Origin of the sequence: Kitasatospora kazusensis (assembly GCF_039529945.1) — a bacterium.
GTDB classification, from domain to species: Bacteria; Actinomycetota; Actinomycetes; order Streptomycetales; family Streptomycetaceae; genus Kitasatospora; species Kitasatospora kazusensis.
Genome location: NZ_BAAANT010000015.1, coordinates 1 through 12,605, shown reverse-complemented (window position 1 = coordinate 12,605; position 12,605 = coordinate 1). Strand labels below are relative to the sequence as shown.

9 protein-coding genes and 1 other RNA gene are annotated in these 12,605 nt (G+C 73.3%); 2 read left to right on the top strand and 8 right to left on the bottom strand.

Translation table 11 applies throughout. The annotated features are described in order from the left end of the window. Positions 1-159: 159 nt before the first annotated feature. From ssrA to ftsE, 5 genes are all read right to left on the bottom strand, one after another. Positions 160-530: a transfer-messenger RNA gene (gene ssrA / locus ABD330_RS15135) on the bottom strand. Between the two features lie 134 nt (positions 531-664). Continuing rightward, the gene (gene smpB, locus ABD330_RS15130) at positions 665-1,141 is read right to left on the bottom strand and encodes an SsrA-binding protein SmpB (RefSeq protein ID WP_344465077.1); all 477 of its coding nucleotides are present in this window, start codon (positions 1,139-1,141) and stop codon (positions 665-667) included. Between the two features lie 116 nt (positions 1,142-1,257). Continuing rightward, positions 1,258-2,382 carry a S41 family peptidase gene (locus ABD330_RS15125; RefSeq protein WP_344465076.1) on the bottom strand — a complete coding sequence of 375 codons (1,125 nt, stop codon included), beginning with the start codon at positions 2,380-2,382 and terminating at the stop codon, positions 1,258-1,260. A gap of 141 nt (positions 2,383-2,523) precedes the next feature. Then, positions 2,524-3,435, bottom strand: coding sequence for a permease-like cell division protein FtsX (ftsX, locus tag ABD330_RS15120; RefSeq protein ID WP_344465074.1), 912 nt, complete (start codon positions 3,433-3,435; stop codon positions 2,524-2,526). A gap of 86 nt (positions 3,436-3,521) precedes the next feature. After that, on the bottom strand, positions 3,522-4,211 hold the full coding sequence (gene ftsE / locus ABD330_RS15115; protein WP_280716745.1) for a cell division ATP-binding protein FtsE: 690 nt from the start codon (positions 4,209-4,211) through the stop codon (positions 3,522-3,524). A gap of 483 nt (positions 4,212-4,694) precedes the next feature. On the opposite strand from ftsE, the gene ABD330_RS15110 reads away from it, so the two are divergent. Beyond that, complete coding sequence (locus ABD330_RS15110; protein ID WP_280716746.1) at positions 4,695-4,889, top strand: hypothetical protein; 195 nt, start codon at positions 4,695-4,697, stop codon at positions 4,887-4,889. Positions 4,890-5,003: 114 nt separating this feature from the next. On the opposite strand, the gene prfB is transcribed toward ABD330_RS15110, so the two are convergent. The 3 genes from prfB to ABD330_RS15095 form a co-directional block, all read right to left on the bottom strand. Beyond that, on the bottom strand, positions 5,004-6,116 hold the full coding sequence (gene prfB, locus ABD330_RS15105) for a peptide chain release factor 2 (RefSeq protein ID WP_344465069.1): 1,113 nt from the start codon (positions 6,114-6,116) through the stop codon (positions 5,004-5,006). A gap of 34 nt (positions 6,117-6,150) precedes the next feature. Beyond that, positions 6,151-7,416, bottom strand: a complete 1,266-nt coding sequence (locus tag ABD330_RS15100) for a serine/threonine-protein kinase (protein WP_344465067.1) — start codon at positions 7,414-7,416, stop codon at positions 6,151-6,153. A 191-nt stretch (positions 7,417-7,607) separates the two neighbouring features. After that, the gene (locus tag ABD330_RS15095; protein WP_344465065.1) at positions 7,608-9,356 is read right to left on the bottom strand and encodes a serine/threonine-protein kinase; all 1,749 of its coding nucleotides are present in this window, start codon (positions 9,354-9,356) and stop codon (positions 7,608-7,610) included. Between the two features lie 373 nt (positions 9,357-9,729). Here ABD330_RS15095 and ABD330_RS15090 point away from each other — a divergent pair, with 373 nt between their 5' ends. Continuing rightward, positions 9,730-12,456 (top strand): FtsK/SpoIIIE domain-containing protein, encoded by a 2,727-nt coding sequence (locus ABD330_RS15090; protein ID WP_344465063.1) that lies wholly within the window; start codon positions 9,730-9,732, stop codon positions 12,454-12,456. Positions 12,457-12,605 lie beyond the last annotated feature (149 nt).

The window sequence follows — 12,605 nt, the reverse complement described above, 5'->3', positions numbered from 1 at the left end:
AAAGGGTCAGGCCGGAGAGCGGGGCGCCGGGGGGCGTCCCGGCACAGGCGCCTCGGCGGGGCGTTCGGCACGGCGGCGTTCCGCGCGGCACGCCCCGGACGCACGAGAGCCGCCCTCCGGTCCGGAGGGCGGCTCTCGATGGTTGAGCTGAACATGGGGTGGTGGAGATGCCGGGAATCGAACCCGGGTCCAGTGGAGTGGATTCAGGACTTCTCCGAGCGCAGTCCGCTGTGCTTTTCTCGGCCCTGGCAGTCACGCGGACAAGCCGCCAACAGGCCCAGCTGCTGTTTGGTTTCCCGCCCACCCTCGCAGCCCGGGTGGACGGTTGAGTTCCCTAAATTATGCCAGGATCCGGATCGGGAACGCTCCGGGCTGACACCACGCTACTCGCTGCTTAGGCAGCGAGCGCGAAGGAATCGCGCTTAGTGTTGGCGATTATTTTTTTGCGACAGATGGTTTACGAGATCATTGTCGCCTTCCTCGGCTCGCTTCTCCTGTTTCGACTTCCCCTGTCGAAACCGATCATCCCCATGTTTTTTTAAGAAACATCTCCGTGCAGGGCTACCCCTACCCGGTGTTGCTGGAGCCATGGTACGCGCTGTGACCGACGGCGGTCCAGCTCATTAAGCCCGGCGCCGCCCGGAACCTCGGCGCCGCCCGCGGCCTAGCGCTGCCTGCGCCGGGCCGCGGCGACCGCGCGGGCGGTCTCCCGGGTGTCCTGCTGCTCGCGCAGCGTCTGCCGCTTGTCGTACAGCTTCTTGCCGACGGCGAGCGCCAGCTCCAGCTTGACCTTGCCGTCCTTGAAGTACAGGGAGAGCGGCACCAGGGTGTGGCCGGTCTCCTTGGTCTTCGCCTCCAGCTTGCGGATCTCCAGCCTGTGCAGCAGCAGCTTGCGCTTGCGCCGCGCGGAGTGGTTGGTCCAGGTGCCCTGGGTGTACTCCGGGATGAAGACGTTGTCGATCCAGGCTTCGTGCCCCTGGATGTACGCGTAGCCGTCGACCAGGTTGGCCCGGCCCTCGCGCAGCGACTTCACCTCGGTGCCCGTGAGCACCATGCCGCATTCGTAGGTGTCGAGGATGGTGTACTCGTGCCGCGCCTTCTTGTTCTGCGCGATCAGCTTCTGTCCGGTTTCCTTTGCCATAGCGCCGATCATTGTCGCATCCCGGCGGCGTGCCGGGCAGCCCTATTTAGACCGACCGGCACATGGAGGGCGGCGTCGAGGGCCGATGGCTCTCGCCCTCCATGTGCCGGTCGGTCTTAGCCGCGCGTTCCCAGGCCCGCCAGCACCCGCAGGCCCAACTCCGTCGCACCGGACGGGTCCTGGGCCGGCACGTCGGGCGCCAGCCCGGTGCCGTCGGGGGACCGCCCGGCCGGGGTGCGGTAGCGGCCGACCGTCAGCTCCAGCACCGACCCGTCGGCCAGCCGGCTCGGCTGCTGGACACTGCCCTTGCCGAACGTGCGGGAGCCGACCAGCACCGCGCGGCAGCGGTCCTGGAGCGCGCCCGCCAGGAGTTCGGCGGCGCTCATGGTGCCGCCGTCCACCAGCACCACCAGCGGTGTCGCGGTGTCACCGCCCGGGGGCGCGGTCAGCCGGCGGGAGACGCCCCTGGCCTCGTACGAGCCCACGGGGCCGCCGTCCAGGAAGACCGCGGCGGTCCCGGCGGCCTCCTCGACCAGCCCGCCGGAGCTGCCCCGCAGGTCGAGCAGGACGCCGCGGGCACCGCGCGCGGCGGCCCGGACCTGCGCGGCGACCCCGCTGGTGAAGCCGTGCACCGCGATCCGGGCGATGCCGGGGGCCGGGTGGTCCACCGTCACCTCCTCGGCGTCCAGCACCGTGCGGCGCAGCACCAGTTCGCGCACCGGCCCGCCGGCCCGCTGGACGGCCAGCGCCACGGTCGAACCCTCGGGCAGGCCCTGCGGCCCGCCGCGCAGCCGGGCCACCACCTCGGTGACCGGCAGCCGGTCGGCCCGGATCCCGTCGATGTGCAGCAGCCGGTCGCCGACCGCGACTCCGGCCCGGGCGGCCGGGCCGGCCGCGCGGACCTGCGAGACGTCGGTGCTGCCGTCCTGCGCGCGGTCCACCGAGAGCCCGACCCCGAGGTACTGGCCGCTGGTGAAGTCGGCGTACGCCTGCGGGCTGTAGTAGGCGGCCCAGGGGTCGCCGCTGGAGCTGACCAGCTGCTCCGCCTGCTGCCGGGAGAGCTGGGCGCCGGCCGGGTCGCGCCCGGCGGGCAGGCCCGCCACGGCACTGTCCGAGGACGGCGGCCTCGGGTCGGACGCGGGCTCGCCCCACGCCCCGGTCGCCGCCCCGGCGAGCAGCACCGCACCGAACACCAAGGTGAGCGTGGCTCCCTGACGTACCTGGCACGGCATTGCTGGCATGGACCGGAGTCTAGAGGGCGCGCTCCGGACGGACGCCGAAACGGGCGCAGCAGGCGCACGACAGCCCCGGACGGCGCAGTGCCGTCCGGGGCTGTTCGAGGCCGAAGCGTCCCGTGAGCTCCCGGAGCTCCCGGGCGGTTCCTAGACCTTCAGGTACTTGCGGAGGGTGAAGAAGGCCGCGACGCCGGCCATCGCCATGCCCACCACGATCAGCAGCGGTATCACCGCGAGCACCGAGGAGAGCCCGATGAACTGGATGAACTGCACCCGCTGGGCGAGGAAGTGCTGCACGAAGTAGTGCCCGAGCAGCAGCAGGCCGGAGGCCAGTACGGCGCCCAGCAGCGCGGCGAAGGCGGCCTCCGCGATGAACGGCATCTGCACGTAGAAGTTCGAAGCACCGACCAGGCGCATGATGCCGGTTTCACGCCGTCGGCTGAAGGCCGACACCCGGACGGTGTTGACGATCAGCAGCAGGGCGACGAAGAGCATCAGCACCATGATGACGAAGGCCGCCGTCTGGAGGCCGTTGAGCAGCCCGAAGAGGTTCTCCAGGATCTTCCGCTGGTCCTCGACCGACTTCACCCCCGGCTTCCCGGCGAAGGCGCTCTGGATGACGTCGTACTTGGTCGGGTCGTCGAGCTTGACCCGCCAGGACTGCGGCATCGCCTCGGGGCCGACGGCGGCCAGCAGCGGGTTGTCCGGGTTGGTGTCCTTCCAGCGCTTGAACGCGTCGGCCGAGCTCTCGAAGGTCGAGCTCTGCACCAGCGGCGTCATGTTGTCCAGCAGGGTCTTGACGTCCTTGACCTGCTGGTCGGTGGCGACACCGTTCGCGCACTGGGCGGAGGTCTTGGCGTCGGACTTCGTGCAGAAGTAGATGCTCACCTCGACCTTGTCGTACCAGTAACCCTTCATCGAGTTGACCTGGTCCCGGACCAGGAGGCTGGCACCGGCGAGGGCGAGCGAGAGCGCGACACTGACGACCACCGCGATGGTCATCGTCAGGTTGCGGCGGAGACCGACACCGATCTCCGACAGAACGAACTGGGCGCGCATGCTTTTCTCACTCCAGGGTCAATGCAGGTGGGGCGATCCGGCGGACGGGGTGTCTCGGCGGCAGCAGCTCGGAGCCGGGGGCCGGCTCAGTGCTGGTAGCCGTAGACACCGCGGGCCTGGTCGCGGACCAGCAGCCCCTTGTCGAGTTCGATCACTCGCTTGCGCATCTGGTCGACGATGGCCTGGTCGTGGGTGGCCATCAGGACGGTGGTGCCGGTCCGGTTGATCCGGTCCAGCAGCTTCATGATGCCGACGGAGTTCTGCGGGTCGAGGTTGCCGGTCGGCTCGTCCGCGATCAGCAGCATCGGGCGGTTCACGAACGCCCGGGCGATCGCCACGCGCTGCTGCTCACCGCCGGAGAGCTCGCCGGGCATCCGGCCCTCCTTGCCGCCGAGGCCGACCAGGTCGAGCACCTCGGGGACGACCTTGTTGATGGCGCTCTTCGGCTTGCCGATGACCTCCAGCGCGAACGCGACGTTCTGCGCGACGGTCTTGTTCGGCAGCAGGCGGAAGTCCTGGAAGACGGTGCCCAGCTGGCGCCGCATGTGCGGCACCTTCCAGTTGGACAGCTTGCCGAGGTCCTTGCCCAGGACGTGCACCTCGCCGGTGCTCGGGCGCTCCTCGCGCAGGCAGAGCCGCAGGAAGGTGGACTTGCCCGAGCCGGAGGACCCGACCAGGAAGACGAACTCGCCCTTCTCGATCTCCAGCGAGACGTCCGACAGGGCGGGACGGTTCTGCTTGGGATAGGTCTTGGAGACGTTGTCGAATCTGATCACGGCTGCATCACGGAGGCCATCCTAGGCGGAATGGCGGACCACCCTGCCGAACTTCCGTGACCCGATCGTTACTTCGAGGCCGGAGGTCGCGGCCGCGCGGCGCCGTTCCTCGGTCGGTACCGCCCCTGCACCAGGCCTGGAGCGGACGGCGGGAGCGGCCGTCTGCCACCCCTCCAGCCAGGGACCATACGCGAATCCCGCTCGCGCTCGCAGGTGCCACCCGCCGAACACCCGGGCAATTGGCGAAGCATGTCCCGGTATGACCCGAATAATGCGAGCCATTTCACAGCCGCCACCCCTGCTTTCCAAGCCCCGGCGGCCCCCTGCTCCCCCCGCCCGGCAGCCGGATTCGCGCGAACCTGGCACAGTAGGTGGCAGTGGTAGCAGCAGAGCGGCTCGGTTTGGCCGCTACCCCGCACAGGGCATGGGCAGGAACCAGATGCCCACCCGGTGCGTTGGCTGTAGCAGCAAGGAGGAGATCGCATGACCTGCGACCAACTGGTGTGCGCCAACTGCAACGGCCGCGTGAGCGACGGCCGCTGCCCGGTGTGCCGCGCCAACCGCGCCCGGCTGCAGGAGCAGCAGGGCCCGTTCGCTGCCCTGTCCCCGGCCACCCTCATCGCGCTGCTGGTGGCCCTGCTGGCGGTGGCCCTGATCGCCCGCCAGGCGCTGGCCTGACACTTTTCCGCGTACGAGCAAGCACAACAGGGGCGCGGGGAACTGCGCGAATCCGGAAGGCTACGACCTCCGCTTCGCGCAGTTCCCCGCGCCCCTTGTCGTGCTCGGCGCTGCTTACTCGGCAGCGGTCTCGCGCTGCTTGCGCCAGCGGATGCCCGCCTCGATGAAGCCGTCGATGTCGCCGTCCAGCACGGCCTGCGGGTTGCCGACCTCGTACTCGGTCCGCAGGTCCTTGACCATCTGGTACGGCGCCAGCACGTAGGACCGCATCTGGTTGCCCCAGGAGCTGCCCTCGCCCTTGAGCGAGTCCATCAGGGCCCGCTCCTCCTGGCGGCGCCGCTCCAGCAGCTTGGCCTGGAGGACGTTCATCGCGGAGGCCTTGTTCTGGATCTGCGAGCGCTCGTTCTGGCAGGAGACCACCACGCCGGTCGGCAGGTGGGTGATCCGGACCGCCGAGTCGGTGGTGTTGACGCCCTGGCCGCCGGGGCCGGAGGCACGGTAGACGTCGATCCGCAGCTCGGTCTCGTCGATCTCGACGTGGTCGCTGACCTCGACGACCGGGAGCACCTCGACGCCCGCGAAGGAAGTCTGGCGGCGGCCCTGGTTGTCGAACGGGGAGATGCGCACCAGGCGGTGCGTGCCCTGCTCGACCGAGAGCGTGCCGTAGGCGTACGGGATCTTCACGGAGAAGGTCGCGGACTTGATGCCGGCCTCTTCCGCGTACGAGGTGTCGAGCACCTCGGTCGGGTAGTTGTGCCGCTCGGCCCAGCGCAGGTACATCCGCATCAGCTGCTCGGCGAAGTCGGCGGCGTCCACGCCACCGGCCTCGGCCCGGATGTTGACCAGGGCCTCGCGGGCGTCGTACTCGCCGGAGAGGAGGGTACGGACCTCCAGCTCCTCCACGGTCTTCTGCACGGAGGTCAGCTCGGTCAGCGCCTCGGCGAGGGTGTCCGCGTCGTTCTCGTCGGCGGCCAGCTCGAACATCACGGCGAGGTCGCCGACCCGGCCGCGGAGGTGCAGGACCTTGCGCAGTTCGCCCTGCAGGAAGGAGAGCCGGCTGGTGACCTTCTGCGCGTTCGCGAGGTCGTCCCACAGGTTCGGAGCGGCTGCCTCCTCCTCCAGGGACGCGATGTCGGCCCGGATCTTGTCCAGGTCGAGGACGGCCTCGATCGACCCCATGGTCGTTTCGAGGGACTTGAGCTCTTCGGAAGGATCGACGGCTGCCACATGACCAGCCTAATGGCTCCGGGAGGGAGCTCGGCTACAGCGGGGGTCCGGGAGAGGTCCGGGAGTGCGGGACGAACCCCCTGGCGGGGCCGTGCCGGCCCTCCCGGCCCCCGCCGCCGAACGCCGCGTAGGCCGCCGCCGCGCCCGCCACCAGCAGCACCACGGCGAGCAGCACCGCGATCATCCGGCGGCGGCGCACCAGGGTCCGGCGGCGGTGGCTGACCGCGGGCGCCGCGCTGCGCTGGGCCTGCGACTCGGCCGCGTAGGAGGCGAGCTCGTGCGGGGACGGGCGGCGCAGGCTGGTGTGGGTGTCCCGGGTGGAGTCCGGCGACGGCGACGGGACGAGCGGTACCGCCGGACCCCGGCGGCGGCGGTGGGTGCCGGTGCCGGCGTCGGCCTCGGCGTAGACGGCCTCGCCCGGGGTGGGCACCTCCTCGGCGGGGGCGCGCTGCGAGGGGACGGCGAGCGGGGGCAGTCCGGCGAGCGCCGGGAGCTGCTCGCGCAGGCGGTCGGCCAGCTCGGCGGCGCGCAGCCGGGAGGCGGGGGCCTTGGCCAGGCACTCGGCGATGATCCGCCAGAGGCCGTCGGGCAGGCCCGGGACGGGCGGGATGCTCTCGGTGACGTGCCGGCGCAGCACCGCGCCGGTGTGGCCGCCGCCGAACGGGGTGAAGCCGGTGAGCAGCTCGTACAGCACGGTGGCGAGGGCGTAGATGTCGACGGCGGCCCGGGGTTCCAGGCCCTCGATGATCTCGGGGGCGAGGTAGTCGGGGGTGCCGATGATGCGGGTGGCCCTGGTCCGGCGCGGGGCGTCGACCAGGCGGGCGATGCCGAAGTCGGTGAGCTTGGCGCGCGGGGCGCCGCCCTGGCCGGGCGGCGCGGCCAGGTCCAGCATCACGTTCTCGGGTTTGACGTCGCGGTGCACGATCCCGGCCGCGTGCGCGGCGGCGAGGCCGTCCGCGACGTCGGCGATCACCGAGACGGCGTCCTGCGGGGCGAGCACGCCGTCCCGTTCGAGCCGGGAGCGCAGGTCGGTGCCCTGGACCAGCTCCATCACCAGCGCCAGGTCGTCGCCGTCCACCACCATGTCGCGCACGCCGACCACCCGGGGGTGGTCGAGGCTGGTCAGGGCGGCGCGCTCCTGGACGAAGCGGCCCACCAGCACCTGATCGGAGGCCAGGTCCTCGCGCAGCAGCTTGACTGCCACCGGCCCGTCCGGCCCCTCGCCGAGCCACACGGTCCCGGCGGAACCCCGGCCGATCACCTGGTGGACGGTGTACCGGCTGCCGATCTTGCGTGCCAAAGCTCATGCTCCGTAGGCGGCGGGAGCGCACGGCCGTCGGTGCGCTCGGTGTCGGTGCGTCAGCCACCAACCTACGCGCCCCGGGACCCTCCGGGGGCCGCTGAAGGGCCTCCGGGCGGCACCGGCTGCGGAGAAATATCGCGAAGAGTCGACAAAGCGGCAAAAACACCGGCGGGCGGCGGCCCGGCCGGTCACTTGCCGGTGACGCTCCTCACCCAGGTCACGGCGCTGTCGTACCAGCCGTGCACGTCGTCCCAGTACTGCGGGAGGGGCGTGAAGTTCCACAGCGCGACCCCGGCCACGGCCAGGATCAGCAGCACCATCAGGCAGCCCTTGAGACAGCCGAGGCCCGGGATGTACATCCGGTTCCGGCTGCGGCGCCGGGGCTCGCGCTCCCGTTCGCGCTCCCTCTCCCGCACCGGCTCCGGCGCGCGCTCGCGCGGGCGCGGGGCCGGCGGCTCGGGGCGGTGCTGCGGCGCGGGCTCCGGGCGGCGCACGGGTGCGGGCTGGGGCGCGGCGGGCGGCGGGTACGCCTGGTAGCCCTGCGGGGGCTGCTGCTGCCCGTACGGCGGCCGGTCGGCCTGCGGGCGCTGGGCGTAGCCGCCCTGGTCCGGCCGGCGTCCCTGCTGGCCCTGCTGCTGCGGCCGGCGGTCCTGCGGGGGGTACGGCTGGTAGGGCTGCGGCGCCTGCTGCTGGTACGGCTGGTACGGGCGCGGGGCGACCTGCGGCGGGCCCAGCTCCTGCGCGTCGAAGTAGCCGACCTCGGTCTGCTGGTTGCGGTCCCGGGCGGCCCGGAGCTGGGTCTGCCACGGGTGCGGCGCCTCGCTCTGGGCGACCGCGGGCGCGGCGGGCACCGGCGGCATCATCCTGGTCGGGTCCGGCGCGGGCTGCTGGGAGCCCATCAGCTGGGTGCGGTCCTCGGCGCCCTCGAACATCCGGGTGGCGGCCGCCGGGTCGTAGCCGCCGGTCGGGAGCACCTGGGTCGGGTCGGACCAGGTCTGCAGCAGCTCCGGCTGCGGCACCGGGCGGGGTTCGGGCAGCAGCAGTGCGCCGACCGCGAGCGCCGCGTCCACCGCCGCCGGGGAGGCGTGCACGCCGACACCCGCCGCGACCACCCGCAGGGCGCCCGCCAGCGAGACGGCGCTCGGGCGCTCGTCCGGGTTCTTGCGCAGGCAGCGCTCGATCACCGTCCAGAGCGGCTCGGGCATGGTGCGCGGGCGCTCCGGGTCCTGCGCGATGTGCGCGTGCAGGATCGCGACCGGGCTGTCGCCCTGGAACGGCGGGCGGCCGGTGACCAGCTCGTACAGCATGATCCCGGCGCCGTAGACGTCCACGGCCGCGGTCTGCGGCCGGCCGTCGGCGGACTCGGGGGCGACGTACGCCGGGGTGCCGACGAACTCGTGGGTCCGGGTGATGCCCGGGGAGTCGGCGAGCCGGGCGATCCCGAAGTCGGTGAGCATCGGGTGCATCTGCTCGCCGCCGTCCACCTCGGTGGAGGCGAGCAGCACGTTGGCGGGCTTGAGGTCGCGGTGCACCACGCCGTCCGCGTGGCTGGCGGCCAGCGCGTCGGCGATCTGGGCCATCAGCAGGGCGCCCGCGATCGGGCTGAACGGCCCGTTGCTCCGCAGGTAGCGGAACAGGTCGGGGCCGTCGACCAGGTCCATCACCAGGGCCAGCAGCTCGCCCTCGACCACCAGGTCCCGGACCCGGACGATGTTGGGGTGGGTGAGCCGCAGCAGCACGGAGCGCTCGCGCAGGAAGCGCATCACGACGTCCGGGTCGGCCGCCAGCTCCTCACGCAGTATCTTGATCGCCACCGGCCGGCCGGGCTCGATCCCGGGCACCTGGACGTCCGGGCGCACCTGGGCACGCCATACGGTGCCGGTGGCTCCGCGCCCGAGGGTCTCCTCGAGCAGATACTTGCTGCCGACTGGCCGCACCTGTGAACTCCTGATTGTCGCCGCGAGCCTCAACAGTGGCTCGCGGCGCATGCCGGACCCATGTTCCGGCAACTCTAACCGTGCGGGGCACGCTTTCCGAGGTACGGCCTCCGTGCCCTCGGAGCGGCTCCCGGGAGGCCGGGTTGACCTGACTGCCCGTCGGCTCCACCATGGCGATCATCGCAAGATCGTCAAATCCGGTACCGGGCGCGGGCGGTCGGTACCGGGTGGCAGGATGGCAGAACCACACGTGTGGCCCCTTGGGACACAGCGGCAGGGCCTGTCTGACAATTCGCGTCGGATCAGGCCGGGCGGGCCGGACCCGGCGGGAATTGTCAGACAGGCCCTAGAGCCAGAAGGGACCACGGGCGAGATGCAGATCCGGCTGACCGTCCTCCGACCGCGCAGCGGCCCGGCAGCCGCCGGATCCTCCACCGACGTGCTGGTCACCGCCCCGATAGGGACGACACTGGGCACCGTCGCGGGGGCGCTCGCGGGCGCAGTGGGCGTACGCGGCCCGCGCTCGGCGACCCACGTGCACCTGTTCGCCGGCACCCGGCGGGTCGACGAGCAGGCGCTGCTCGGCCACCCCCCGCTGCTCGACGGCGCCGTCCTCTCCCTGAACGAGCCGGACCCGGACGCCGACGACACCGTCCACCCCGCCACCGCCGAGCTGCGGATCGTGGGCGGGCCGGACGCCGGCGGCGTGCACCGGCTGCACGGCGAGCAGATCCGGGTCGGCCGCTCCAGCGAGGCCGACGTCCCGCTCGACGACCCGGACGTCTCCCGGCTGCACCTCTCGCTGCACCTGGGCCCCGACGGCAGGGTGACCGTCCGCGACCTCGGCTCCACCAACGGCACCACGCTCGACGGCCGGTTCCTGCGGGACACCGGCGCCGAGCTCCCCGAGGGCGGCCTGCTGCGGGTCGGCGAGTCCACCCTGCTGGTCGCACCGCCCGACCCGGCCGGCCCCCGGCAGGCCGCACCGGACGGCCTCGGCCACCTCCAGCTCGCCCCGGCGCCGCCCGCCAGGACGGCCCCCGCCCTGCCCGCACCCGAGCCCGCGCCCCAGCCGCCCGCCCCCGGGCGGGCCCGGGCCCTGCTCTCCCGCCGCCTCGGCCGCTCCCCCGAGCAGGCCCAGCCCACCGCGACCCAGCAGCACGCGGCGGCCCGCACCCGGCAGGCCGCCGCCCAGCGCGACCGCTGGCCCGACCCGGCCGCCCTGCTGCTCACCGCCCTCGGCCCCGGCGCCCGGCTCTGGGAGCGCGGCCCCGGCCACCCCGACGCACTGACCGTCCGGCTCGGCACCGCCGACCTGCCCGGCGGCCCGGGCACCACGCCCGGCACCCTGCTGCCCGGCGTCCCCGTCACCGTCGACCTGCGGACCGCCGGCGGCCTCGGCCTGGCGGGCCCGCGCGAACGCCTGCTCGGCCTGGCCCGCGCCGTCCTCGCGCAGCTCACCGCCCTGCACCCGCCGAGCGGCCTGAGCACCGTCCTGATCAGCGCGGACGAGGACCGGGCCGCCGACTGGCCCTGGGCGCTCTGGCTGCCGCACCTGCGGCCCGCCCACGGGCAGGACTGCCGGCTGCTGGTCGGCCTCGACCCGGCCCAGGCCGAGGCCCGGCTCGCCGAACTGACCGCACCGGAGACCACCGCCCGGCCGCCCGCCACCGTCGTCCTGCTGGACGGCGACCCGGGCAGCCCGGCCGCCCGCCAGGCACTGGAGCGGCTGCTGACCGCGGGCCCCGCGCTCGGCGTCTTCCCGGTCTGCCTCGCCGAGCACCCCGACGAACTGCCCGCCGGGCTGGGCGCGACGGCGGTGATCACCGGCGAGGTCTCCACCCAGCTCACCCTCACCCGGCCGGGGCACGAGGCGGCGACCGACATAGCCCTCGACGCCGTCTCCGCCGCCTGGGCCGAACGGCTGGCCCGGGTACTCGCCCCGCTCCGGGAAGCCACCCCCAGCACCCGCGGCCCGCTGCCCGGCACCCTGCGCCTGCTCGACCTGCTGCACCTGGACACCGTCACACCCGCCAAGCTCTCCGCCCGCTGGGCGGCGCTGCCCGTCACCCCGGGCACCGCGACGGCCCTGCTCGGCACCACCCGCGACGACCTCTGCACCATCGACCTCGCCGACCCCGACCTCGGCACACCGGGCGAGAGCGGCGGGCCGCACCTGCTGATCGGCGGCGCCAAGGGCGCGGGCAAGACCGAGCTGCTGCGCACCCTGATCGCCTCGCTCGCCGTCTCCGAACGCCCCGAGCGGCTCACCGTCACCGTCATCGAGGGCCGCGGCTCCAACGGCCCCGACGACCCGGCGGGCCTGCACGGCTGCACCGACCTGCCGCACGTCACCACCCACGTGGACGCGGCGGCCGACCCCCGGCGCGCGCTGCTCACCGCGGAAGCCCTGCTCGACGAACTGGCACACCGCGAGGAACTGCTCGGCGAGCTCGACTTCGCCTCCTGGCACTCCGTCCGCGAGCTCCGGACCGCCCCCGCATCCTCGCTGGTGGCGGCGGGCGGCACCGCCGTCGGCAGCCTGGCGGTCCGGGTCACCGGGCCGCGCAAGGCAGCGGAGGCCCGGGCCGAGGCGCCCGCCCGGCTGGTCGTGGTGGTGGACGACTACGACGTCCTGCTCTCCCCGACCTCCCCCGCCGGGCGCCCGCTGGCCCGCGCGCTGGCCGCCGTCGCCCAGCGCGGCGGACGGCTCGGGATCCACCTGGTGGCCGCGACCGGCGCCCCGGAGGAGACGGCCGGCAGCGAGGTCGACGAGGCGGCGCTCCTGCGGATCGCGCTGCGCACCGCGGAACCCGCCGACTCCGACCTGCTGATCCACCTCTCGGACGCCGCCGCCCTCGCCGACGGGACCCCCGGCCGCGGCTACCTCCGCCGCCCCGACGGCGGGGTCACCGCCTTCCAGACCGCCCGGGTCAGCGGCCGCATCCCCCGCACCGCGACACTGCGCCCGACGGTCGTCGCGGTCGACCGCTCCCAACTGGGCGCCCCGCCCACCCGCCGCCCCGTCCGGGAACTGGGCAACGGCCCCACCGACCTGGCCCTCCTCGCCAGCGCGCTCCAACGCGCAGCCGCTCAGTAGCTCCGCAGGGCCGCGGGACTGTACAGCCCAGGGCAACCACCGCAGGGCCGCGGGGCTGTGAGCTCACGGGCAACCACAGCAGGGGCGCGGGGAACTGCGCGATCAACCGTGCACGGACGTCGTGCCCTGGTCGCGCAGTTCCCCGCGCC